The organism is Dongia sp. (assembly GCF_041906375.1).
GTDB lineage: Bacteria > Pseudomonadota > Alphaproteobacteria > Dongiales > Dongiaceae > Dongia.
This window is the reverse complement of the sequence record NZ_JAYRJJ010000002.1, coordinates 784699-805620: the sequence shown is the minus strand read 5'-3', so window position 1 is coordinate 805620 and position 20922 is coordinate 784699. Positions and strand designations below refer to the sequence as shown.

Sequence of the window (20922 nt, the reverse complement as noted above, 5' to 3'; positions counted from 1 at the left end):
GGCCGATGAGCGGGCAGACCCAGCATCAGGTCCTGCGACGCGAAACGGATGTAAGTCGCATCGCCTCGGCCGTCATCCGCGGGGTCGATGCCTATTGGCAGAGCAAGCGCCGCGGCGAGGCGCTGCCAAGCTGGTCCGACATCGATCCGACGGAAATTCCGACGCTGCTGCCCAACCTCATCGTCGCCGGTATCGAACACGATCCCTTGCACATTTATTATCGCCTGGCCGGAACATTGATCGTCGAATTCCGCGGCGAAATTACCGGCCACTACCTGGGCCAGGTGCCATGGAGTTCGCCCACAGGCCAGGCCAATGCGCGCGAGGCGTTCGAGCGCGTGATCGCCAGCCGCGCCCCGCTCTTCGGCGAGGTCAACATCATCACCACCAGCGGCGCGCCTCGGCGCCTGTTCACCGGCATCTGGCCGCTGGTGCGTCCCGCCGACGGCGTCGTCGACCGCTGCCTTGCCGCCGAGGATTATGGCGATCTGACCCGCGCTGATCTGGCCTGACGGAACTGTGTTTGAGGTGAAACGGATCAATTCAAGGAACTGAGGCCTAGAATCGCCGCGACTCAAGAAATTAGGCCTAGACTCACACACAAATCGATCTGTTGACCTTAAGTAATACTTTAGAGACCCCTCCTATTCTCCGGGCATATAGATAGGCGTTTCGGCAGCAAGGTCTTGTCGGCGCCTGGGACATCCTCGGAAGGAGGAGTGCACATGCGCTTCAAAGATTTTCGGATTGCGACGCGTCTCGCACTGGTCGTGCTCGTCGCCGTGGCGGGCATGATAGCGATCGGCGTTCTCGGTGGCATCGAGCTGCGTTCCACTCTGCTTGAGGATCGCAAGGTCAAGACTCAACATGTCGTCGAAGTGGCGCATGGCATCATTTCTCATTTCGCCGAAGAGGCCAAAGCCGGCACTGTTTCTGAGGACGACGCCAAGAAGGAAGCCATGGCGGCGCTGGAAAAGCTCCGCTATGACGAGAAGGAGTATTTCTGGATCAACGATATGACGCCGCGGATGCTGATGCATCCTGTCTCGAAGAAGTTGCTTGAGGCGCCGACGCTGGCCGATCTCAAGGATCCGAACGGCAAGGCGATTTTCTCCGAAATGCTTGCTGTCGTGAAAGCACAGGGTGCCGGTTTCGTCGAATACATGTGGCCGCAGCCCGGTTCCGATCAGCCGGTTCCGAAAGTCTCCTATGTGAAGGGCTATGCGCCCTGGGGTTGGATCGTCGGTTCGGGCATCTACATCGATGACGTCAATCGCATCTTCTATCGGCAGATGATGGTTCAGGGCGGCGTCATTGTCGCCATCCTGCTGGTCACCGTCGTCATCAGCTTCTTCATCGCCCGCAGCATCTCGCGGCCGCTTGCCCGCACGACGGCCAGCATGATGCGGTTGGCCGATGGGGATAAGACCATCTCGGTCGAGGACACCGACAATAAGGCGGAAATGGGCGATCTCGCCCGCGCGCTGTCGGTGTTCAAGGAGAACGCGCTGGCGATGGAGCAATTGGCACGCGACCGTGCCGCCCAGGAAGAACGGGCCCGCGAGGAAAAGCGACAGTCGATGCTGGCCTTGGCCGATTCCTTCGAAGGATCGGTGCAGAGCGTCGTCAATCAGGTCTCCGGCGCGTCGGTTGAACTGCAGGCCTCGGCCGAATCGATGGCCGGGAATACCGAGCAGACAACCAGCCAGGCGTCGATCGTCGCCAATGCATCGGAACTCGCCTTCAGCAACGTGCAATCCGTTGCCGCGGCGACCGAGGAACTGAGCGCTTCTATCACCGAGATCAGCCAGCAGGTGGCGCAATCGACGGCGATCGCCTCGCAGGCGGTGACCGAAGCCAAGCAGACCGACCAGACCATCAATGGTCTGGCGCAGGCCAGCCAACGCATCGGTGACGTTGCCAATCTCATCCGCGACATCGCCAACCAGACCAACCTGCTGGCGCTCAACGCGACCATCGAAGCCGCCCGCGCCGGTGACGCCGGCAAGGGCTTTGCGGTGGTGGCGTCGGAGGTGAAGAATCTCGCCAGCCAGACGGCACGGGCGACCGAGGAAATCACCGGGCAGATCAGCAGCATCCAGAATGCGACGGGCGATGCAGTGCAGGCCATTCGTGGCATCACCGACACGATCGGGCGCATCGACCAGATTGCCAGCACCATCGCGGCCGCGGTCGAGGAACAGGGTGCAGCGACCCGTGAAATCTCGCGCAGCATCCAACAGGCGGCTGACGGCACGCGGGACGTGTCGCAGAACATCGCCGGTGTTTCCGGTGCGCTCTCTGAATCGGGTCGCCTTGCCGGCGGTCTGCTCGGTGCCGCCTCGGATCTTTCGCAGCAGGCGGATATCATGCGCAGCGAGATCAGCCGCTTCCTCGATCGTATCCGCGCCGGCTGACACGGCACCATACGAAGACTCTCCGCCCCAAGCCGGCCGGCGCATATGCGTTGGTTACTTGGGGCGGACCTTCAGCTATCCTGTCGGCTGCGCTCGCGCCGGCATTCTCGTCTTGAATGACCAGCTTTCAGTCTGCCCCGTTCCGGATCCGATCCGGGACAAGGCTTCCTGGGCCCGCGCTATTGTTCCGCTCAAGACAGGAGAGACGCCGTGGCTAAAGGTCAAATGCGCAGCAACCGCGAAAAGAAGAAGCCGAAACAGGAAAAGGCGAAGGCCAGCCCGACTGGCACTTTTGCGTCCGCCTCATCCAACCCCGCTTCGTCGGCCTATGCCAACAAGAAGAAGTAGGTCCGGGCAAACATCAGCGTTTCCGCCATTGCGATGAAAAAACCCCCGCCCGGATCGCCCGGTGCGGGGGTTTTGATTTGGTGGACCCAAGCGGGATCGAACCGCTGACCTCCACAATGCCATTGTGGCGCTCTCCCAGCTGAGCTATGGGCCCGAAGATCGGGTGATCGCCGGAAGGTCTTTGCAGGACCCTCTCTGGGGGGCGATCGAACGGGCTGGAACCTAAGTGGACGCCGCCCGGAATTCAAGAAGAAAAAAGGACAATGATTTCAAAGGTAGAGCGCGGGAGCGGCTGAAACTCAGCCTTCATCCTCACCTTTCTCGATCGCCTCCGAGATATCCTCGTCATCCTCGCCGAGTTCGGACGCGTCCTCTAGGACCACATCCTCCTCATCACCGAGATCCTCATCCTCCACATCCGTCTCGACATCAACGACGACGTCGTCAACGCCGGGCTCCGCCACGGCGGATTTGACCGGGGTCATCTTCTCGGCGACCCGGCGACGGCTCTTCATCACGGCATCGGGGTCATAGACGGTCTTGCATTTCGGGCAGACGATCGTTGCCTTGCGCATGTCGTAAAAATGCGCGCCACAGCTGCCACAGATGCGCTTGGTGCCCCATTCCGGCTTGGTCACGTGATCTCTCCGCTGAATTCTGGATCGGGGTGCCAATTGCCATAGCCCCGACGGACTGTCAACGCCTTCAAATTGAGCCGGAAACATCCCTGCAGGGAGGCCAGCGGAAGCGCGGAAAATCGGGATTTCCGTTGGCCGCCCGCCCTGTGCTAGAGAAACGCGGCGCCCGCATCCCGGGCCGGAGAATCTCTACTGACCGGAATTGGCATGAGCAAGCATCAATCGACCCCCCGCGCCCTGACCTCGGGCAGCGGCAGCGGATTGCGCGGGACCCTGCGTGTGCCCGGCGACAAATCGGTCTCGCACCGCGCTCTCATGCTGGGTGCCCTGGCCCTGGGCGAGACCGAAATCCACGGCTTGCTGGAAGGCGAGGACGTGCTGCGCACCGCGGCGGCGATGCGGCTCCTCGGCGGCGAAACGGAAAAGGGCGCCGACGGCATCTGGCGCGCGCGCGGTCGTGGGAACGGTGGGTTGGCCGAAGCGGCCGACGTTCTGGATCTTGGCAATGCCGGCACCGGCACGCGCCTGCTGATGGGCCTCGTGGCGCCCTATCCGATGACGACCTTCTTCACCGGCGACGCATCCTTGCGCTCGCGCCCGATGGCACGTGTCACAGATCCGCTGCAGCTGATGGGTGCCCGGTTCGTGACGCGCAGCAAAGGTCGACCGCCCTTGGCCGTCATCGGCACGGCGTCGCCGGTGCCGATCACCTACAAGCTGCCGGTGGCGAGCGCCCAGGTGAAATCGGCCATCCTGCTGGCCGGCCTCAACACGCCCGGCATCACCACGGTGATCGAGCCGGAAGCGACGCGCGATCATACCGAGCTCATGCTGCGCGGTTTCGGCGTCGAAGTAAAAGTGGAAGAAACGCCTGAAGGACGGGCCTCATCGCTGGTCGGCCAGGTAGAACTCAAGGGCCGCAAGGTGGTGGTGCCGGGCGATCCGAGCTCGGCCGCCTTTCCCATCGTGGCCGCACTCATCCTGCCCGGTTCCGATATCCTCATCGAAAATGTCGGCCTTAACCCGCATCGCATCGGCCTCATCGACACGCTGCTCGAAATGGGCGCTGCGATCGAGGTGAGGAATGCGCGCATCGAGGCCGGCGAGAAGGTCGGCGACCTGCATGTCAAGCATTCGCATCTTAAGGGTGTCACCGTGCCGGCGGCACGCGCACCGTCCATGATCGACGAATATCCGATCCTCTCGGTCGCCGCGTCTTTTGCCGAAGGCGAGACGAAGATGTTGGGGCTCGCGGAACTGCGCGTCAAGGAAAGCGACCGTCTCGGCGCCATGGCGCGTGGTCTTGCTGCCTGCGGCGTCTTGGTCGAAGAGGGGCCCGACTGGCTGGCTGTCAAAGGCAATGGCAAACGGCCCAAGGGTGGTGCCCATATCGCCGTCAATCTCGACCACCGGCCGGCCATGTCCTTCCTGGTCCTGGGCCTTGCCGCCGAGAAGCCGGTCAGCATCGATGACGGCTCACCCATCGACACCTCCTTTCCCGGCTTTGTCGAACTGATGAACGGCCTCGGCGCCACGATCGCAGCGGTGACGGCATGAAGCCCTTCGTTATCGCCCTCGACGGGCCGGCGGCGGCCGGCAAGGGCACGCTCGCCAAGCGTCTCGCCGCCCATTACAACCTCGCTTACCTCGATACGGGCTCGCTTTACCGGGCGGTCGGCCTGGCCGTTTTGCGCCTGGGCAAGGACCCGACCGATGCCGCCGCGGCGACGGCGGCCGCTCAAACCCTCTCCCATGACCTGCTCCAGGACCCGGATCTGCGCTCGGCGGCGGCCGGCGACGCGTCCTCCAAGGTGGCAGCCATTCCCGGCGTCCGGGCAGCGCTCTTCGACTGGCAGCGTCGTTTTGCGGCCGACCCACAACCGGCAGCGGATGGGTCGGCGCGTTCTGGTTCTGTTCTGGATGGGCGGGATATCGGCACCGTGATCTGCCCCGAGGCGGAGGTTAAGATCTATGTCACGGCCAGCGCCGAAGCCCGTGCCAACCGCCGCCTCAAAGAGTTGCAAGCCCGTGGCGAAGAAGCTATATACGCCCGGGTTTTAGAGGATATCAGGGCCCGCGACGCCCGCGATGCAGCGCGCGCCGATGCCCCGATGAAGCCGGCCGATGACGCCGTCCACCTCGATACCTCGGATCTCGATATCGATCAGGTCTTTGCGAAAGCCAAGGCGATCGTGGATGAGCGCCTGAAACCATCGTCAGGTCTTGGGCGCTGATCTCCTGCATCCGTTTTTTTCAACCGCGTACCCAGACCGCCGGAGACAACCGGCTGGCCGGAAAAGATGATTGAGAAAGGAACTACCCTCTAATGGCTAAATCTGCTGTGGCCCGCGTTGCCACCCACGACATTCCCGCCGCCAAGGAAAGCTTTGCGGCCCTCCTCGAAGAATCGCTGGGCTTTGCCCAGGGTCTCGAAGGTTCGGTGCTGTCCGGCACCGTCGTCGCCATCGATGGCGAATTCGCTCTGGTCGATGTCGGCCTGAAGTCCGAAGGCCGCGTGGCCTTGCGTGAGTTCGGCGGCCCGGCCGGCAAGGCCGAGATCAAGATCGGCGACGTCGTCGAAGTCTATCTCGAGCGCATGGAAGACAAGAACGGCGAAGCGATGCTCTCGCGCGAGAAGGCGAAGCGCGAAGAAGCGTGGACCGCCCTCGAAAAGCAGTTCAAGGACAACCAGCGCGTCACCGGCGTGATCTTCGGTCGCGTGAAGGGTGGCTTTACGGTCGACCTCTCCGGCGCCGTCGCCTTCCTGCCCGGCAGCCAGGTCGACATCCGCCCGGTGCGCGATGTGGGCCCGCTCATGGGCACGCCGCAGCCGTTCCAGATCCTCAAGATGGACCGTGCGCGTGGCAACATCGTCGTCTCGCGTCGCGCCGTGCTCGAAGAGAGCCGTGCGGAAGCCCGCAGCGAACTCGTCGCCAACCTCAAGGAAGGCCAGGTTCTGCAGGGTGTCGTGAAGAACATCACCGATTACGGTGCGTTCGTTGACCTCGGCGGTGTCGACGGTCTGCTGCACGTCACCGATATCGCGTGGCGCCGCATCAACCATCCGTCTGAAGCTCTGCACATCGGCCAGAACGTCAACGTTCAGGTCGTGCGCTTCAATCCGGAAACCCAGCGCATCAGCCTCGGCATGAAGCAGCTCGAGGCCGATCCGTGGGAAGGCGTTGCCGCGAAGTATCCGGTCGGTGCGAAGCTCAAGGGCCGCGTCACCAACATCACCGATTACGGCGCGTTCGTCGAACTCGAGCCGGGCATCGAAGGCTTGGTCCACGTCTCCGAAATGAGCTGGACCAAGAAGAACGTGCATCCGGGCAAGATCGTTTCGACCAGCCAGGAAGTCGAAGTGATGGTGCTCGACGTCGATCCGACCAAGCGTCGTATCAGCCTCGGCCTCAAGCAGTGCATGGACAATCCGTGGTCGTCCTTCATCGACAAGCATCCGGCTGGCTCCGAGCTTGAAGGCGAGATCAAGAACATCACCGAATTCGGTCTGTTCGTCGGTCTCCCCGGCGATATCGACGGCATGGTCCACCTCTCGGACCTCGACTGGGATCGCCCGGGCGAAGAAGCCGTGCAGGATTACAAGAAGGGCCAGATGGTCAAGGTGAAGCTGCTCGATGTCGACATCGAGAAAGAGCGCATCAGCCTTGGCATCAAGCAGCTCAAGAAGGACACCTTCGCTGAGTCCGCCGGCACGATGAAGAAGGGTGACGTCGTCACCTGCACCGTGACCGCAGTGACCGATGGCGGCCTTGAGGTTACCGTCGGTGACGGCATCCCGGGCTTCATCAAGAAGGCGGACCTCTCGCGCGAGCGGGCCGAGCAGCGCCCCGACCGTTTCGCCGTCGGCGAAAAGGTCGATGCGAAGATCGCTCAGGTCGATGCCAAGACCCGCAAGCTCACCTTGTCGATCAAGGCGCGCGAAATGGAAGAAGACAAGCAGGCGATGGCCGAATTCGGTTCGTCCGATTCGGGCGCCAGCCTTGGCGACATCCTGGGTGCGGCCTTGAACAAGGCCAAGAAGAAGAAGGGCGACGACGAATAACTCAAATTTGAGTAATTTTGTTGCGCATTTGACGCCTTAGAAGTGTCAAAATGGGTCCAGACGGGCCGGAAAGGGCGACCTTTCCGGCCCGTCGCCGTTTCGGATTTCCCTCTCCGCCAAAAAACATAGAGAAATGAGCGGCTTATCCTTGACGAGGCCGATTTTTCCCGGCACGCTTGCCACCACAATATGGGCAGGGGATGCGCCCAGGGCCTTGGGCGGGCAAGAAAAATGACCGTTTGGGGCTCACGGGCGGATGGGGACCTAAAACATGACCAAATCGGAATTGATTCTGCGCATCGGCGAACTCAATCCGCATCTCTATCACCGGGATGTGGAGCGGATCGTCACTGCTATTTTTGAGGAAATCACCAACGCGCTGGCGCGGTCGGACCGCGTCGAGTTGCGCGGCTTTGGTGCCTTCTCGGTCAAGCAGCGCGATGCGCGCAAGGGGCGCAATCCGCGGACCGGCGAAACCGTCGCGGTCGACGAGAAGGTGGTGCCTTTCTTCAAGACCGGCAAGGAATTGCGCGACCGCCTCAATGCCCGCAGCGACGCGCCGGCAAAGCCGGCGGAAGCCGCCGCCCAAGCCCCGGTGTCCAGCCAGCCCGCCAAGGAACCTGGCAGCAACTGAGCCGCCGGTCGGCTCTCGCGTTAAGCAAGGCTGGCCTCGGTCGCTTGGCGCTCAAGCCACGGCTTGATGTGTCATCAAAGGGAAGCAAAGCCCATGAACCGCCTTGCCTGGATCGTCACCCTGCCGGTTGCTCTGCTGGTCATTCTCTTCGCGCTGATGAACCGTCAGGAAGTCAGCCTGAGCCTGTGGCCGCTGCCCTGGGATCTCACCGCGCCGCTTTTTCTCTTCACCCTCGGCGCCATCCTGTTCGGTTTTCTGTTCGGCGCTCTCGCAACCTGGCTCTCGGGCGGCACCACGCGCCAGAAGTTGCGGGCCGCCAAGCGCGAACTCGCCGACGCCCATGACCAGCTTGCCATCCTCAAGCGCCAGCAGGGCCCAGCCGAGACAGGCAAAGCGATCCTGCACCGCCCGCCCACTGCCCTGCCGCCGGCGGCTTAAAGCGACACAAGGCGATGCGCGGCCTCTGACCCTTGGGCCCCGACGGAAACTGTTTTCATGCCGCCGCCCTGCCGGGCGCGCGCATCAACAGGACACGGCGCAGCAGAATCAGAAACAATATCGATATGAGCACCGGGCCGATCGGCATGCTCGCGGGCAGGGTCAAGGCAGGCAGCAGCCAGACCGCCACGAAGGCGGCGTATTCCCACAATTTGGGCGTGAAGCTCGAAAGAGCCAGAACAATCGCGGCACTGACGATGGTGAGGTCATAAGTCAGCGCGTAGGGCGAGACGAGAAAGACGGCGACCATGGCCAGAGCCGCTTTCAACATGTGGGGTGTATCCTGACGGAAGGTCCAGACAGCGCCCGCTGATGCCAGCACAGTGGCGGCGATCTGGATGGTCCAGGCCAGCGGCAATGGCAAATTCAGCAGCCGTCCGGCCATGAAATAGGTCGGCGACATGAACTGGAACCGGCCGATCCAATGCTGTGCAATCTCCATCTGATAGGGGCCGCTCTTGGTGAGATAGAGCAGCCAGGATTCGGAACCGAACGACAATGTGCTGAGCAGCACCAGCAGAATTACCGTAGCGCTGGCGGAGAGGAACGCGCGCCAATACCCGCCGGCAATGAGGAGCAGCGGCAACAGCAAACCCAGTTGCGGCTTATAGCTCAAGAAGCCGATGCAGATGCCGGCAAGAATCTGCCGCCGCTCGAGACAGAGCAGGCCTGCGCCCAGAAAGGCAGTCGACAGAAAGCCGTTTTGTCCGCCGGCCATGTTGACGGCACCGGCCGGGCATAACAGAAGGCCCAGCATCATGACCCAGCGCTGTTCAAGCCGCCGCCAGAGCGCGACGGTCATGGCAGCGAAAGTGATCGTCAACCAGAAGACCAGCGAAAGAAGGTAAGGAAAGAAGGAGAGAGGCGCCAACAGGAACAGGCTATGCGGCGGATAGGGGAAGGAAAGATAGGGAAAGTCGGTCCCCATCACCTGCGCCAATGCCGTTCGAAAAGCGGTGGGGTCGAAAAGCTGCAGAACCTCGCCATGCCACAGCAATGTCGATGCTGTCCAGAAGACGCCGAAATCGCGATGCTCACTGAAGATGACGTCGTCGATGCTGCGGGCATAGACCAGCGACAATAGCGGTCCAACCCCGAGAAGCAGGACCCAGGTGAGAATTCGGGACGCGTTCACTTTGCGCAGCGCTTCAACGAAGCCGGTCATGCCACGGCTCCTCCGTCTGCCATGCCGGGCCGATCGACTGCAGAAATAATCAACGCCTGGCGCAGTAGCAGCAGGAACAGGACCATGATCAGGATAGGTCCTGCTGGCGTTCCGGCCTCGAAGGCAAGGGCCGGCAGCACCCAGATGAAACCCAGAAAGAACCGTTCCCAGCCGGATTTAATGAAGCTCGGCAATGCCAGCAAGACGGCGGCAGAAATGATCGTCATGTCGTAGGGCAGGAAATAGGGAGCAACCAGCGTGACACCCACCATCGCGATGCTGCACTTCAATGTATGCGGAACGGATTGGCGGAATATCCATATCGTCGCTGCGATAGTGAACAAGGCTGCCGTTGCGTGGATCAGCCCCGCCTGCCAGCCGGCCAGACCATAGCGCAGGAAGGCCATGTAGAAAGTATAGGAGATGAAGTTCCACTGGTCGACGAAGCCCCTCAGTCCCGCCGCGCCTTGAAGATAGCTTGCCCATACCTCCGTGCCGAAGAACAGGGTGGTGGCGAACAACAAAGCCAGGGTCGTCATGGTGGCAGCGGAGAATGCCCGCAGATTCCCTGTTCCCAGTAACAGGAGGGGCAACATGAGTCCAAATTGCGGCTTGTAGCTGAGCAGCCCCAGCAAAACACCCGCGAGAACTGGCCTTTTCTCCAACAATAGTAAGGCGCCACCAAGAAGTGCGGTCGAGAGATAGGCATTCTGGCCGCAGATGATGTTGACGGTGCTGGCGGGGCAGAGCAGCAGTGCCGCCACCATTGCCCGCGGTCGCACCAAGCCGGGCCAAAGCATCACGGTCATCAAGCTGAAAGTCGCGATGAGCCAAATGATCAGCCCGGCCAGGGGGGGCACAAAGCTAAGTGGGACGAAGTACAGCAGGCTGTTTGGTGCATAGAGAAAAGGCAGATTACTTGCCTTGGAGCCAACCAAGTTTGCCAACGCCTGTTCAAAGGCGCTCGGATTGAAGATCGTCGCAATATCGCCCTTGGCTGCCAGCGCGCCTGCCGTCCAGAAGACGCTAAAATCGCGCTCGGTGCCGAGCAACGGATCCTCACAAGCGACGAGATAGATCAGCGAGACCAGCGGCCCCAGGCCGAACAGGAAGAACGCGCCGATCCGGTGTGATGACAGCTTGTCGATCATTTTCGGTAGGTCCAGAAGGCGTGAAGCGGAAAGGTGATGAGCGGCACCGTCACCACGACACCCATGATGCCGATCCAATAGGGCAGGCCAAGCCATTCGGCGAATCCCGAAACACAGGCCGTTGCCGTCAGGCCGCACAGCGCCACGATCACAAAGCGGACCAGGCTACCGGCATCCGGCCGCTGTGAAAAACTCCAATAGGTGTTGACGAGATATGAAACCAGGGTGGCGAAGATGAAAGCGATGATGTTGGCGGCAACTGGGTTCAGCGCCACACCTTCGATCAGGCCGGTCGCAACGGCGGCATGAAGGAATGTCAGCATCACGCCGGTCGTCCCGAACCGCAGGGCGCGTTTCACGATCGGCAGTGACAGAATCGCCGCGACCCCGTCCCGGTTCCATGCGCTGCGTGTCTGGTCGATTCCGGCGCGGAGCTTAGCCCGCATAGCTGCCGCCATAGCGGCGACGCACGATATAGGTCGGCCGCCTTTTGCTTTCCATGTAGATGCGGCCGATATATTCGCCGAGCACCCCGATGCTTACCAATTGCAGGCTGCCGATGAACAATACGGCCACCAGCAGCGAGGCATAGCCCGGCACGTCGACGCCGACGATGAGCGTGCGCAGGATGATGAAGATCGCATAAAACCCCGTCGTCAGCGCGCCGATGACGCCGATATAGGTCCACACTTTGAGCGGCAGGGTGGTGAAACTGGTGAGGCCCTCCAGCGCAAAGTTCCATAGCTTCCAGCCGGAAAACTTGCTGGTCCCGCTGGCCCTGGCGCGCCGCTGGTAATCCAGCGTCACCGTCTTGAAGCCGACCCAGGCAAAGAGCCCCTTCATGAAGCGCTGCTGTTCGGTCAGCGATTTCAGCGCATCAACGACGATGCGGTCCATCAGGCGAAAATCGCCGACATTCTCCGGCAGCTTGAGATTCGAAAGCCGGTTGTGGATGCGATAGAACCAGGCGGCGGTCTGCTGCTTCAGTACCGGATCGACGCTGCGGTCGCTGCGCCGCGCCAGCACCACTTCGGCACCGTTCCGCCACGCCTCGATCATGTGCGGGATCATTTCCGGCGGGTCCTGCAGATCCGCATCGATCGGAATGACGGCGTCGCCCGTGGCATGGTCGATGCCGGCGGTCAGCGCCGCTTCCTTGCCGAAATTGCGCGACAGCTCGATCACCTTGAACCGGTGGTCGCTGCGGGCAAGGGCGATCAGCCGGGCCAGCGTATCGTCGCTGCTGCCGTCATCGACGCAGATGATCTCGAAGGCGATGCCCGGCAGCCGGTCCAGCAGGGGCGCAAGGCCGCGCTGAAAGTGATCGACATTCTCACCTTCATTGAAGAAGGGGGCCACGATCGAAACAGTTTTCGTCAAATCGCTCATGAACCGCCAGCACCCCCAATCGCGGCGGAACTGTAGCAGACCGGACTTCTCAGTGCATCACCTGAGCGTACCCATTCCGGGCATACCCATTCCCTAAAAGCAGGCGTTCAGTTCGCGCGGCCGCCGTCCAGGACCTGCAGGACGATGCCACGGATGGTGAGGTCCGCGGTCCACGGATAGGGTCGGATCTCGGTCTGGGCGAGAAGGGTGTCGACCAGGGCCTCGTCGAGGCTGCGGCGCATCTCGGCTTCCATCTGGTCATAGCCGCGCACACCGCTGCCGGTGATCAGCACGAGGTCCGGCCCGATGAGGGCGATGAGGTTGGAAAGGCCATAGCCCAGCGCCCGGCCGGCCTGCTGGAACAGGCTGGTGGCGACCGGGTGGCCGCTGCGCGCCAGATCGACCAGTGCCTGCATCTGCTCTTCCGAGGGGTGAAGGGCATCTGTATTGGGCAAATCCAGCATCGAGCGCGCGTCGCGATAGAGCGCGTAGTCGCCGACGAAACTTTCGATACAGCCGCGCCTGCCGCAATGACAGAGCGGCCCGTCGATCTGGTATTTCGTATGGCCGAATTCGGCGCCGGCGCCGGAACTTGCGGAATGCAGCCTGCCGCCGATGACGAGGCCCATGCCGATACCGGTGCCCAGCATGACGACGGCGAGATTCTCGACCAACTGCAATTCGGCGCGATGGCGGATGGAAAGGGCGATGCAATCGGCATCGTTCATGGCAATGACGGGCAGGTTGAAGCGCGCCGCCAGGGGGGCGGCGATATTGATCTGCCGTACCGACAGGGCCGGCGACCAGACCAGGGTCTCGTTCTTGTGCACCAGGCCCTGGACCGCGAGACCGATGCCGGTCAGCGGCCCGAAATCAGCCGGTATCGACCCGATGCAGGTGGCGATCATGTCACCCAGCACGGCGATGAGATCGTCGCCGCTGAGTTCCAGCGTGTTGAGGGGTCGCACCGTCACCTTGCCGATGCCGCCGGCAAAATCGCCTAGGGTGACCTCGATGCGGTTGATGGACAGCTTCACCGCGATCATGCAGGCGGCGGTGGGGGTGAGCTCGATCATCACCTTGGGTCGACCGCGGCTGCGGCCGCCATCGCCGCCCGGCACTTCGCGAATGAGGCCGTCGCGCATCAACTCGCCGGTGATGCTGGAAACGCTGGCCGGCGACAGACCGACGATGCTGCCCAGATCCACCCGCGCCAGGGGACCATGCAGCCTGACGGCCTGCAGGATGCGGTGGCGGTTCTGCGACTGGCTGTGGTCGTGTTCGATTCTATCCATCGCGTGTTGTAGTTCCGAATGGGCGCACATGGGATAGGCCTTTTTATTTCAACATCCGAAAGAAATCGAGCGCTAATGCGGATCAGAATCTCTTAATTAATCACACAAATCTTGCTGCGGTTGCGAAATAGAGGAATCAGCTTGACGCATGCGCGAGACGCGAGTGATATTAATTTCAACATACGAAATAAAAGATCAGGACAAACCTGACGCAACCAGTTCTTGGCACAACGCCAACGCTGAAAGTTTTAGCTCTGGGAGGAGATCCAAATGAAGAATTTTCTGGCGCGTCCGTTCGCTCGGCGCGTGGCGCTCGCAATGTTTGGCGCCGGCTTGCTGGCCGGCACGTCATTGGCCGGCATTCATGCCGCCAAGGCGGAAGACCTCGTCGTCGGCGTCAGCTGGTCGAACTTCCAGGAAGAACGCTGGAAGACCGACGAAGCCGCGATCAAGGCCGTGCTCGATGCCGCCGGCGTCAAATACATCAGCGCCGACGCGCAGAGCAATCCGTCGAAGCAATTGTCCGATATCGAAAGCCTCATCGCCGGCGGCGCCAATGCGCTGATCGTCCTGGCGCAGGATTCGGCCTCGATCGGCCCGGCCATCACCGCTGCCAGCAATGCCGGCATTCCCGTGGTTGGCTATGACCGCCTCATCGAAGACCCCAATGCCTATTACCTCACTTTCGACAACAAGGAAGTGGGCCGCATGCAGGCCTCTGGCGTCTTCGCCGTTCAGCCCAAGGGCAATTATGTCTTCATCAAAGGCAACCAGGCCGACCCCAATGCCGACTTCCTGCATGAAGGCCAGCTCGAAGTGCTGAAGGCCGCCATCGATGCTGGCGACATCAAGGTGGTGGGCGAGCAGTACACCGAAAACTGGGAACCGGCCGTGGCCCAGCGCAACATGGAACAGATCCTCACCGCCAACGACAACAAGGTCGATGCGGTCGTGGCCTCGAATGACGGCACCGCGGGCGGCGTCATCGCGGCGCTGACGGCGCAGGGTCTCGCCGGCATCCCGGTCTCCGGCCAGGATGGCGACAAGGCGGCCTTGAACCGTGTGGCTCTCGGCACGCAGACGGTCTCGGTGTGGAAAGACGCGCGCGACCTCGGCAAGGCGGCGGCGACCATCGCCATCGACCTCGCCAAGGGCACCAAACTGGCCGACGTGCCGGGCACCCAGAAATGGACCAGCCCCAAGGGCGTCGCGATGAATGCCACCTTCCTGAAGCCCGTGCCGATCACCAAGGACAATCTCGACGTGGTGATCAAGGCCGGCTGGATCAGCAAGGAAGAGGCCTGCCAGGGCGCCGATGCATCCAAAGTGCCGGCCTGCCAATAAAGCTTGAGCCTGCCTGTACCGTGGTTGGCAGCAACGCCAACCACGGTATTCTTTTTCCGGCCTATCTGATTTTGAAGAATTGACGCCATGAACGCAGTGCGAGGTCTGTTTGCGCGGCTGGAGATCGACGAGCGCCTGCTCGGAATGATCCTCTGCCTCATCGGTATCTGGGTGGGATTCCATATCCTGTCCGACGGCCGCTTCATCACGCCGCGCAATCTTTATAACCTCTCTCTGCAGACGACCTCCGTCGCCATCATGGCGATCGGCATGGTGCTGATCATCATCATCCGCCAGATCGATCTCTCCGTGGGATCGATGCTGGGTGTCACCGCCATGATCATCGGTGTCATCCAGACCTTCTGGTTGCCGCAGCTGCTGGGGGGTGGGCATCCACTCATCTGGATCATCGCGGCCCTCGCCGGCATCCTCATTGGGGCGACGCTCGGCGGCATCAACGGATTGATGGTCGGCTATCTCGGCGTGCCGTCCTTCGTCGTGACCTTGGGCGGCCTCCTCATCTGGCGCGGTTGTGCTTGGTGGGTGACACAGGGCCAGACGGTGGCGCCGCTTGACGAGACCTTCACCCTGCTGGGTGGCGGCGTCTATGGCACGATCGGTGAAACGGCCAGCTGGATCGTGGCCCTCATCGCCGCTGTCGCCATCGCCTTTGCCGCCCACCGCCGCCGGCGCCAGCATATCGCCTATGGCTTTCCCGTGCGCCCGGCCTGGGCCGAGATCGCCGTGGTGGCTGTGCAGTGCCTGCTGCCGATCGGTTTCGCAGCCGTCCTCAACGCCTATGAAATGCCGGCCGTCGCTGCGCAGAAGCTGGCCGAGATGAAGGGCTGGGAGATCCCGGAGGGCGGCCTCCATATCTTCATGGGCATTCCCATTCCCGTCCTCATTCTCGCCGCGTTGGCGGTTATCGTTTCGTTGCTCCTCAACAAGACCCGCTTCGGCCGCTATGTCTTTGCCATGGGCGGCAACCTCGAGGCCGCCGAGCGTGCCGGCATCAACGTCAAGCGCATGACCGTACTTGTCTTCGTGCTGATGGGGGCACTCGTCGGTGTTTCTGCCATCGTGGCGTCCGCGCGCCTGCAATCGGCCGGCAATTCCATCGGCTCATTGGACGAGCTGCGCGTCATCGCCGCCGCGGTCATCGGCGGCTGCAGCCTTGCGGGCGGGTCCGGCACGATTGCCGGCGCCATCCTCGGCGCCGTCGTCATCCAGTCATTGCAGAGCGGCATGTCGCTGCTGGGTTACGACGCGTCCCTGCAGAATATCGTGACCGGCCTCGTCCTGGTGCTGGCGGTCTATATCGACCGCCTTTATCAGCAACGCCGCCCGTCCTGAGAGGAGTGAAACCGATGGCAACGCCTCTCGTTGAAATGCGTAACATCTCGATCAGCTTCGGCGGTGTCCGCGCCGTCGACGATGTCTCGATCGATCTTTACCCCGGCGAGGTCGTCGGCCTTCTCGGCCACAATGGTGCGGGCAAATCTACCCTCATCAAGATTCTCTCCGGCGCCTACCAGGCCGATAAGGGCGAGATCCTGATCGACGGCAAGGTGGCCGATATCCGCTCCTCGCGCGATGCCCGCGACCACCGCATCGAGACGATCTACCAGAACCTTGCTTTGGCCGATAACCTCGACGCCTGCGCCAATCTGTTCTTAGGGCGCGAGATGACGGCGGCGGGCTTTCTCGACGAACCGGCCATGGAAGCGGCGGCGCGCAAGGTCATCGGCCGCCTCAATCCCAATTTCAAGAAATACCACGCGCCCGTTTCCGCCCTCTCCGGCGGCCAGCGCCAATCCGTCGCCATCGCCCGCGCCGTCCATTTCGACGCCCGCATCCTCATCATGGACGAACCGACCGCGGCCTTGGGCGTCCAGGAAACCAAGATGGTTGCCGAGCTGATCCAGCAGCTCAAAAAGGAAGGCATCGGCATCTTCCTCATCAGCCACGACCTCCACGACGTGTTCGACCTCTCGGATCGCCTCTCGGTCATGAAGAACGGCAAACTCGTCGGCACCGTGCGGACCGAGGATGTCACCAAGGACGACGTGCTGGGGATGATTATCCTGGGGAAACAGCCGGCGGTGGCGGCGGCTTAGTGCGCGAAATACTCTTCGGCCGCAGGAAAAGCGGTGAGCTTCTTTAATTTCGCCGCAGCGACTTGTGTCATTAGCTCATCCGAGAAGAACAGCAAGCGTGGGAGCACATTTGCTGTGCGCCACATGTGGTGCTCCTTGATCTCTTCCTTCTTCACGACCAAGCCTGCTGGCGAACTGATCTCCACTCGGGAGTATCTTGTCATCTTTCCAGTCCCGGATAGCGCTTCCCATTCACGTTGAAAGACCGCTGATCTTTCGACCAGAATCGCGTCTAGCGCGCTTAGAACATTGAAGACAAAGTATTTTGGATCATTTATGCCCCTTTCACCGCCGTCGAACTCAATTGGAAAGAACTGATGAATATTCGGTTCGAGCTTCTCGACGATTACCCGGAAAGCATCGGAACAGACAGGCATGGTTCCAACTCTAAAGAAGTCTGGGAGCACCTTATGATTGCTAACCTGCGTCGCCTTTAGGACTTGTCCTGCATAGCCGTCAACGCGCACGCCTTTCCCCAAGTCCTCGCCTTTTAACCAGTATGAAGAGGGGACAAGATTGCACCGCACGCTATAGCGCTTATCCCAGTTGCTGAAGCCTTCGATATACCATGCCATCTCGCCACCATCTCACGAATGCGTTCGATCGCTCGTACCCAGTTTAATATCTGCAACGACCGGCAGCTTCAGCCAATAGCGCGTGTGCCGCAGCGATCCGGTTTTCGTCAGCGCACCCTTCTCGACCAAATCCTGTAGGTCGCGTGTCGCGGTGGCGCGGGATGTCTTGGTAATGTTGATATAGTTTTCGGCACTCAGCCCGCCCTTGAATCCATCGATCCCTTCGCGGAACAAACGCAAGATCGCCTTTTCCTGCCGTGCATTCAGCCGGCCTCGATGGGCGTCACAAAAACGGGTCTTGGCGATATAGAAATCGATCCGCGCCTGGGTGTTCTCCAGCGCTGCCAGGATTGTCTCGGCGAAATAGACCAGCCAATCGGTGATCTCGGTGCTGCGGTTGTTCCGCGCGAGGGCCGCGTAATAGTCCTTCCGCGCCCGCTCAATGGTGAAGGCGAGGGCAATGAGGCTGGGTTGGCCCAGATGCTGCGCCAGTGACTTTTCGGCCAGCGCCCGCGCGATGCGACCGTTTCCGTCTTCGAACGGGTGGATGCAGACGAAATAGAGATGCGCCATGCCCGCTCGCGCCAGCGCCGGCAGGGGTGTGCGCCCTTGCGGTCCGGATTCGTTGAACCAGCGCAGGAAGGCTGCCATGTCATCCGGCACGCGCGCCGATGGCGGCGCTTCGAAAAAGACCTCCGGTTCGTGCAGGCTTTCGGACACCACCTGCATCGGCTCCGCATGCGTCCGGTAGCCGCCGATCACGCCCAGCCGGCGATCGCCGCTCATGATCATGCGGTGCCAGCCGAACAGCGTCCCCTCGTCGAGCGGGGCGGGACCATGGCGATAGAGATCGGCCATCATCTCGGCGATGCCCTGTTCCCGGGGCGGGATGCGCGCCGGGCCACCTCCCGCGTCGGCGGGTCCCAGGCCGAATTGCCGCCGCAGCGACATCTGCACACTCTCACGGTTCAGGATCTCGCCTTCGATGGCGGAGGTCTTCAAGGCCTCGTCGCTGATCAGCTCAATGCGGAAAGCGGCGCCGTCTTCGGCGCTGACATGCTTCAGGGTCCCCATGAAGGCGCCGGCACGCAGCAGGAAGCGTCGTTCCAGCGCTTCCAGGGCGCCGGCTTCATAGGTAAAAAAGGGCCAGCCGGGTGCCTGCCAGTTCCACATGGTGAGCTATAGAGATTGTTTCTATGCCTCATAGTAGGGAGAATATTGAGCTATAGGAAGTGCGCCTATCGCTCGCCCCGCCACATTGACTCCTCCCCCCGAAAAGCCTAGTTTGCGGCCCGCTTTACCTTCTTTGGCAGAGCCTTGGCCCCGAGGGGCCCCGCCCGTCTGCGAGTTTCGCACACGGGCGCGAATGCGTTTTGGGCCATTCGCTCATACCTTAAGGCCTTGACGAACAAGGGATTTTGACGGGAACGGTATGTTCGAGAAGCTGAGCGAAAGATTAGGCGGTGTCCTCGATAAACTGACCAAACGCGGTCAGTTGTCGGAGGCTGACGTCGACGAGGCGCTGCGCGAAGTGCGCGTGGCCCTGCTCGAGGCTGACGCCGCTCTCCCCGTCGTGAAGGATTTCATCACTTCCGTCCGCGCCGAGGCGGTGGGCGAAAAGGTCATCAAATCGGTCACCCCCGGCCAGATGGTCATCAAGATCGTCCATGACGAGCTGGTGAACGTGCTGAAGCCGGCGGCCAATGAGGCTACCGGCCTTGACCTCAACCACCCGTCGCCGGTGCCGATCCTGATGCTGGGTCTGCAGGGTTCGGGCAAGACCACCTCGACCGCCAAGATCGCGCGCCGCTTTGCTGAGAAACAGGGCAAGAAGGTGCTGATGGCGTCGCTCGACACGCGCCGCCCCGCCGCCCAACAGCAGCTCGCCATCCTCGGCGAGCAGACCGGCGTCAAGACGTTGCCGATCGTTCCCGGCGAACCGCCGGTCGCCATCGCCAAGCGCGCCATGAATATGGGCCGCCTCGAAGGCTATGACATCGTCATGCTCGACACCGCCGGTCGCCTGGCGATCGATGACGAGCTGATGGCGGAGTTGGCCGAAGTCCGCGATGCGGTGAAGCCGCATGAGAGCCTGCTCGTCGCCGATGCGATGACCGGCCAGGACGCGGTCAATACGGCCAAGCACTTCCAGGACAAGATCGGCATCACCGGCATCATGCTGACCCGCATCGACGGCGATGCGCGCGGTGGTGCGGCCCTGTCGATGCGCGCCGTCACCGGCAAGCCGATCAAGCTGCTGGGTACCGGCGAAAAGCTGGACCAGATCGAAGACTTCCACGCCGACCGCGTCGCCGGCCGCATTCTCGGCATGGGCGACATCGTCTCCCTCGTCGAAAAGGCGATGGAAGCGACGGAACAGGAAGAAGCCGAAAAACTCGCCCTCAAGATGCAGAAGGGCCAGTTCGATCTCAATGATCTCGCCCAGCAGATGAAGCAGCTGCAGAAGATGGGCGGCCTTGGCGGCATCATCGGCATGCTGCCGGGCATCGGCAAGATGCAGAAGCAGCTCGAAGGCAAGGTCGACGAGAAGATCGTCAAGCGCTCGCTCGCCATTATCTCGGCGATGACGCCCAAGGAACGCCGCGTTCCCGACATTATCAAGGCGTCGCGCAAGACCCGCATTGCGAAAGGTGCGGGGGTCCAAGTGCAGGATGTGAACAAGCTTCTGAAGCAGCACCAGGAAATGGCGCGCATGATGAAGCAGGTCTCGAAGATGGGCCAGAAAGGCCTGATGCGCCACGGCATGGCGGCCCTGATGAAGGGTGGCATGGGCGGTATGGGTGGCGGTGGCGGCTTCGGAGGGATGCGATGATCGATCACGTCTCCATCGGCGTTTCCGATTTGAAGAAGGCGCGCGAATTCTACGACGTCGTCTTCCTGGCGCTTTCCTATGTGCGCGTGCATGACGTCGAAATCCCCGGCCAGGGCCTCGTTGCCCATGGCTATGGCGAGGCCGGCTCCCAGGCACGCTTCTGGATCGGCGTTCCCGACAAGATCAATCCGGAAGCCAATCGCAACGGCGGCAATCACTTCGCCTTCCAGGCCAAGACCCGCCTTGAGGTCGACGCCTTCTACCTCGCGGCCATCCGCGGCGGTGCCAAGGACAACGGCGCTCCCGGCATCCGCGCGCATTACCACCCCAATTACTACGGCGCCTTCGTCTTCGATCCCGACGGGAACAAGATCGAAGCGTGCTGTCATCTACCGGAATAACAACATTTACGAAGT

At 61.7% G+C, this 20922-nt stretch carries 21 protein-coding genes and 1 tRNA gene; 13 read left to right on the top strand and 9 right to left on the bottom strand.

The window, feature by feature from the left end; genetic code table 11:
- Window positions 1–5: 5 nt before the first annotated feature.
- The 3 genes from ACE3OA_RS10630 (at window position 6) to ACE3OA_RS10620 (ending at window position 2765) form a co-directional block, all read left to right on the top strand.
- Window positions 6–512 (top strand): PAS domain-containing protein, encoded by a 507-nt coding sequence (locus ACE3OA_RS10630; protein ID WP_374310727.1) that lies wholly within the window; start codon window positions 6–8, stop codon window positions 510–512.
- Window positions 513–725: 213 nt separating this feature from the next.
- Entirely contained in the window at window positions 726–2417 is a 1692-nt protein-coding gene (locus ACE3OA_RS10625; protein WP_374310726.1) for a methyl-accepting chemotaxis protein, read from the top strand.
- A 210-nt stretch (window positions 2418–2627) separates the two neighbouring features.
- Window positions 2628–2765 (top strand): hypothetical protein, encoded by a 138-nt coding sequence (locus ACE3OA_RS10620; protein WP_374310725.1) that lies wholly within the window; start codon window positions 2628–2630, stop codon window positions 2763–2765.
- A 78-nt stretch (window positions 2766–2843) separates the two neighbouring features.
- On the opposite strand, the gene ACE3OA_RS10615 is transcribed toward ACE3OA_RS10620, so the two are convergent.
- Both ACE3OA_RS10615 and ACE3OA_RS10610 read right to left on the bottom strand, forming a co-directional pair.
- Window positions 2844–2919, bottom strand: a tRNA-Ala gene (locus ACE3OA_RS10615).
- Between the two features lie 145 nt (window positions 2920–3064).
- A complete protein-coding gene (locus tag ACE3OA_RS10610) occupies window positions 3065–3403 on the bottom strand; it encodes a TIGR02300 family protein (protein WP_374310724.1) in 339 nt (112 codons plus the stop codon).
- Between the two features lie 207 nt (window positions 3404–3610).
- Here ACE3OA_RS10610 and aroA point away from each other — a divergent pair, with 207 nt between their 5' ends.
- From aroA to ACE3OA_RS10585, 5 genes are all read left to right on the top strand, one after another.
- Window positions 3611–4960, top strand: a complete 1350-nt coding sequence (aroA, locus tag ACE3OA_RS10605; protein ID WP_374310723.1) for a 3-phosphoshikimate 1-carboxyvinyltransferase — start codon at window positions 3611–3613, stop codon at window positions 4958–4960.
- Complete coding sequence (gene cmk, locus ACE3OA_RS10600) at window positions 4957–5637, top strand: (d)CMP kinase (protein WP_374310722.1); 681 nt, start codon at window positions 4957–4959, stop codon at window positions 5635–5637. The genes aroA and cmk overlap by 4 nt, the downstream gene beginning before the upstream one ends.
- A 92-nt stretch (window positions 5638–5729) precedes the next feature.
- On the top strand, window positions 5730–7466 hold the full coding sequence (gene rpsA, locus ACE3OA_RS10595; protein WP_374310721.1) for a 30S ribosomal protein S1: 1737 nt from the start codon (window positions 5730–5732) through the stop codon (window positions 7464–7466).
- 271 nt (window positions 7467–7737) lie between these two features.
- Window positions 7738–8100, top strand: coding sequence for an integration host factor subunit beta (ihfB, locus tag ACE3OA_RS10590; protein WP_374310720.1), 363 nt, complete (start codon window positions 7738–7740; stop codon window positions 8098–8100).
- A 93-nt stretch (window positions 8101–8193) separates the two neighbouring features.
- Window positions 8194–8538, top strand: a complete 345-nt coding sequence (locus ACE3OA_RS10585) for a lipopolysaccharide assembly LapA domain-containing protein (RefSeq protein ID WP_374310719.1) — start codon at window positions 8194–8196, stop codon at window positions 8536–8538.
- A gap of 55 nt (window positions 8539–8593) precedes the next feature.
- On the opposite strand, the gene ACE3OA_RS10580 is transcribed toward ACE3OA_RS10585, so the two are convergent.
- From ACE3OA_RS10580 to ACE3OA_RS10560, 5 genes are all read right to left on the bottom strand, one after another.
- On the bottom strand, window positions 8594–9763 hold the full coding sequence (locus ACE3OA_RS10580; protein WP_374310718.1) for a glycosyltransferase family 87 protein: 1170 nt from the start codon (window positions 9761–9763) through the stop codon (window positions 8594–8596).
- Window positions 9760–10914, bottom strand: a complete 1155-nt coding sequence (locus ACE3OA_RS10575) for a glycosyltransferase family 87 protein (protein WP_374310717.1) — start codon at window positions 10912–10914, stop codon at window positions 9760–9762. The genes ACE3OA_RS10580 and ACE3OA_RS10575 overlap by 4 nt, the downstream gene beginning before the upstream one ends.
- Window positions 10911–11360, bottom strand: coding sequence for a GtrA family protein (locus ACE3OA_RS10570; protein ID WP_374310716.1), 450 nt, complete (start codon window positions 11358–11360; stop codon window positions 10911–10913). Before ACE3OA_RS10570 ends, ACE3OA_RS10575 begins: the two co-directional genes overlap by 4 nt.
- Window positions 11350–12303 carry a glycosyltransferase family 2 protein gene (locus tag ACE3OA_RS10565; RefSeq protein ID WP_374310715.1) on the bottom strand — a complete coding sequence of 318 codons (954 nt, stop codon included), beginning with the start codon at window positions 12301–12303 and terminating at the stop codon, window positions 11350–11352. The genes ACE3OA_RS10570 and ACE3OA_RS10565 overlap by 11 nt, the downstream gene beginning before the upstream one ends.
- Window positions 12304–12410: 107 nt before the next feature.
- Window positions 12411–13598, bottom strand: a complete 1188-nt coding sequence (locus ACE3OA_RS10560; protein ID WP_374310714.1) for an ROK family protein — start codon at window positions 13596–13598, stop codon at window positions 12411–12413.
- Between the two features lie 270 nt (window positions 13599–13868).
- Between ACE3OA_RS10560 and xylF the strand changes: the two genes are divergently transcribed.
- The 3 genes from xylF to ACE3OA_RS10545 all read left to right on the top strand — a co-directional run bounded on the left by xylF (window position 13869) and on the right by ACE3OA_RS10545 (window position 17059).
- A complete protein-coding gene (gene xylF, locus ACE3OA_RS10555) occupies window positions 13869–14942 on the top strand; it encodes a D-xylose ABC transporter substrate-binding protein (RefSeq protein WP_374310713.1) in 1074 nt (357 codons plus the stop codon).
- A gap of 87 nt (window positions 14943–15029) precedes the next feature.
- Window positions 15030–16295 (top strand): sugar ABC transporter permease, encoded by a 1266-nt coding sequence (locus ACE3OA_RS10550; protein WP_374310712.1) that lies wholly within the window; start codon window positions 15030–15032, stop codon window positions 16293–16295.
- A 14-nt stretch (window positions 16296–16309) separates the two neighbouring features.
- Complete coding sequence (locus tag ACE3OA_RS10545; RefSeq protein WP_374310711.1) at window positions 16310–17059, top strand: ATP-binding cassette domain-containing protein; 750 nt, start codon at window positions 16310–16312, stop codon at window positions 17057–17059.
- Here the strand turns inward: ACE3OA_RS10545 and ACE3OA_RS10540 are convergent.
- Window positions 17056–17673, bottom strand: coding sequence for an imm11 family protein (locus ACE3OA_RS10540; RefSeq protein WP_374310710.1), 618 nt, complete (start codon window positions 17671–17673; stop codon window positions 17056–17058). The two genes, ACE3OA_RS10545 and ACE3OA_RS10540, sit on opposite strands and share 4 nt — an antisense overlap.
- Before the next feature lie 12 nt (window positions 17674–17685).
- On the bottom strand, window positions 17686–18846 hold the full coding sequence (locus ACE3OA_RS10535) for a Fic family protein (RefSeq protein WP_374310709.1): 1161 nt from the start codon (window positions 18844–18846) through the stop codon (window positions 17686–17688).
- 259 nt (window positions 18847–19105) lie between these two features.
- Here ACE3OA_RS10535 and ffh point away from each other — a divergent pair, with 259 nt between their 5' ends.
- Together ffh and ACE3OA_RS10525 are read left to right on the top strand one after the other, a co-directional pair.
- Window positions 19106–20506, top strand: a complete 1401-nt coding sequence (gene ffh / locus ACE3OA_RS10530; protein WP_374310708.1) for a signal recognition particle protein — start codon at window positions 19106–19108, stop codon at window positions 20504–20506.
- Complete coding sequence (locus tag ACE3OA_RS10525) at window positions 20503–20907, top strand: VOC family protein (RefSeq protein ID WP_374310707.1); 405 nt, start codon at window positions 20503–20505, stop codon at window positions 20905–20907. The genes ffh and ACE3OA_RS10525 overlap by 4 nt, the downstream gene beginning before the upstream one ends.
- Window positions 20908–20922: the final 15 nt, after the last annotated feature.

Bases quoted from the DNA above. Each gene is read 5' to 3' on its own strand.
- ACE3OA_RS10630 (WP_374310727.1), top strand. From the start codon at position 6: ATGAGCGGGCAGACCCAGCATCAGGTCCTGCGACGCGAAACGGATGTA.
- aroA (WP_374310723.1), top strand. From the start codon at position 3,611: ATGAGCAAGCATCAATCGACCCCCCGCGCCCTGACCTCGGGCAGCGGC.
- ACE3OA_RS10580 (WP_374310718.1), bottom strand. From the start codon at position 9,763: ATGACCGGCTTCGTTGAAGCGCTGCGCAAAGTGAACGCGTCCCGAATT.
- ACE3OA_RS10575 (WP_374310717.1), bottom strand. From the start codon at position 10,914: ATGATCGACAAGCTGTCATCACACCGGATCGGCGCGTTCTTCCTGTTC.
- ACE3OA_RS10570 (WP_374310716.1), bottom strand. From the start codon at position 11,360: ATGCGGGCTAAGCTCCGCGCCGGAATCGACCAGACACGCAGCGCATGG.
- cmk (WP_374310722.1), top strand. From the start codon at position 4,957: ATGAAGCCCTTCGTTATCGCCCTCGACGGGCCGGCGGCGGCCGGCAAG.
- ffh (WP_374310708.1), top strand. From the start codon at position 19,106: ATGTTCGAGAAGCTGAGCGAAAGATTAGGCGGTGTCCTCGATAAACTG.
- ACE3OA_RS10540 (WP_374310710.1), bottom strand. From the start codon at position 17,673: ATGGCATGGTATATCGAAGGCTTCAGCAACTGGGATAAGCGCTATAGC.
- ACE3OA_RS10625 (WP_374310726.1), top strand. From the start codon at position 726: ATGCGCTTCAAAGATTTTCGGATTGCGACGCGTCTCGCACTGGTCGTG.
- ACE3OA_RS10565 (WP_374310715.1), bottom strand. From the start codon at position 12,303: ATGAGCGATTTGACGAAAACTGTTTCGATCGTGGCCCCCTTCTTCAAT.
- ACE3OA_RS10535 (WP_374310709.1), bottom strand. From the start codon at position 18,846: ATGTGGAACTGGCAGGCACCCGGCTGGCCCTTTTTTACCTATGAAGCC.
- rpsA (WP_374310721.1), top strand. From the start codon at position 5,730: ATGGCTAAATCTGCTGTGGCCCGCGTTGCCACCCACGACATTCCCGCC.
- xylF (WP_374310713.1), top strand. From the start codon at position 13,869: ATGAAGAATTTTCTGGCGCGTCCGTTCGCTCGGCGCGTGGCGCTCGCA.
- ihfB (WP_374310720.1), top strand. From the start codon at position 7,738: ATGACCAAATCGGAATTGATTCTGCGCATCGGCGAACTCAATCCGCAT.
- ACE3OA_RS10585 (WP_374310719.1), top strand. From the start codon at position 8,194: ATGAACCGCCTTGCCTGGATCGTCACCCTGCCGGTTGCTCTGCTGGTC.
- ACE3OA_RS10550 (WP_374310712.1), top strand. From the start codon at position 15,030: ATGAACGCAGTGCGAGGTCTGTTTGCGCGGCTGGAGATCGACGAGCGC.
- ACE3OA_RS10560 (WP_374310714.1), bottom strand. From the start codon at position 13,598: ATGGATAGAATCGAACACGACCACAGCCAGTCGCAGAACCGCCACCGC.
- ACE3OA_RS10525 (WP_374310707.1), top strand. From the start codon at position 20,503: ATGATCGATCACGTCTCCATCGGCGTTTCCGATTTGAAGAAGGCGCGC.
- ACE3OA_RS10545 (WP_374310711.1), top strand. From the start codon at position 16,310: ATGGCAACGCCTCTCGTTGAAATGCGTAACATCTCGATCAGCTTCGGC.